We start from the raw sequence: 1228 nt of genomic DNA on the forward strand, positions 1-1228 counted from the left end.
GCTGAATGCGTCGCATACCGCGGCGTTTGCGGCGAACTTTGCGATTACGGTGGTGCTTGCCGTTTTGGGAACAATCGTAGCCCGGCGAACACAGGCACCCACCTGATCGCCTGGTAGCGAAAGCGACGTCACCCTGTATTTTTTAGTGACATTGGCTGACAGCGCAGCGCTTGCTACCTCTCTAACCTTGCGTGCACCCATGCCGGACGAAATCGCCGGTGCTACGCTGGGAATAAGCCATGCCCGCCATGCCACCGCCGGTCCAGCCGGAGACGATACCCATGATTGACGACGAGCGAGAGAAGCTCCGCGCGGAGCTCCGCAAGATCACTGCAGAGACGATGAAGATCAACGCAGAGGCGCGTTGGTATCCTTACGTCGCTGTCGCGGGCACCTTTGCCGCCGCGCTTGGACTGCTGAAACTCTTGGGATCATGACGTCGTCGCAGCTGCGCATATCGTGAGCAGCCGTAACGACGCAACGATGATTACGCCTGTCGAGCCACCCGCCCCTTCGCTCCCGGCCCGCATAGAAAATAGAAGACGGGGACCAGGTAGAAGATGAGGATGTGGCCCGACCAGAAACGGGCCTGCCATCCCAGGTAGTCCCTGTACTCGTCGTCCGTGAGGACGCGTGAAACGCCTGACACGTAGGCAATAGCCTTACCATTCGAGACTTGCACCTTTTCGCCGTGAGCGACCAGACACCAGACGAAGTTGAAAGCAACATAGGCGGCACACACGGCTATCGCTGCGCGCGCCCAGGTCGGCATGCCCGCTGCAATTCGCGAATTCGATACCGGACCGATCCGACCGTCACTCGCGTCGCGAACCATGGGCATGAACACGAGAAAGGCGCCAGCAAACAGAGAGAAAGAGAGCGGAAAACCCGGCCAGGATTCCGCTGGAATCGGCAGATTCAGAATGGCTCGTACGTGGATCGTCAGCGCGGCGCAAAAGCCGGCGAGTGCCGCAACGCCGGCAACTCTCGACCACCAGAATCTAGCCTCGCTTCCCTGCACTGAGTTCAAGGCGACTATCCTGCCGCGACCCTTCGGGCCGGGTAAGTGAGAGAGCTACTTGTCTGTGGCCGCGATCGACCCCTGGTTGGTGCGAGAGGCGGGACTCGAACCCGCACGGTTTTACCCGTCAGAACCTAAATCTGGTGCGTCTACCAATTCCGCCACTCTCGCTCGCGGCGCCATTCTAGGTCTCGCGCCGTCTCAGGT

Annotated in this window: 2 protein-coding genes and 1 tRNA gene; 1 reads left to right on the forward strand and 2 read right to left on the reverse strand. The window is 60.1% G+C overall.

The features are described 5' to 3' along the window. The first annotated feature begins 281 nt into the window (after window positions 1-281). Entirely contained in the window at window positions 282-437 is a 156-nt protein-coding gene (locus AC1DT2_RS23860; RefSeq protein ID WP_477299171.1) for a hypothetical protein, read from the forward strand. 50 nt (window positions 438-487) lie between these two features. Here the strand turns inward: AC1DT2_RS23860 and AC1DT2_RS23865 are convergent, their stop codons facing one another. Further along, the gene (locus tag AC1DT2_RS23865) at window positions 488-1030 is read right to left on the reverse strand and encodes a hypothetical protein (protein ID WP_477299173.1); all 543 of its coding nucleotides are present in this window, start codon (window positions 1028-1030) and stop codon (window positions 488-490) included. Window positions 1031-1107: 77 nt separating this feature from the next. Beyond that, window positions 1108-1192, reverse strand: a tRNA-Leu gene (locus AC1DT2_RS23870). Window positions 1193-1228: the final 36 nt, after the last annotated feature.

This window comes from Luteibacter sp. P4_E6 (assembly GCF_056401535.1).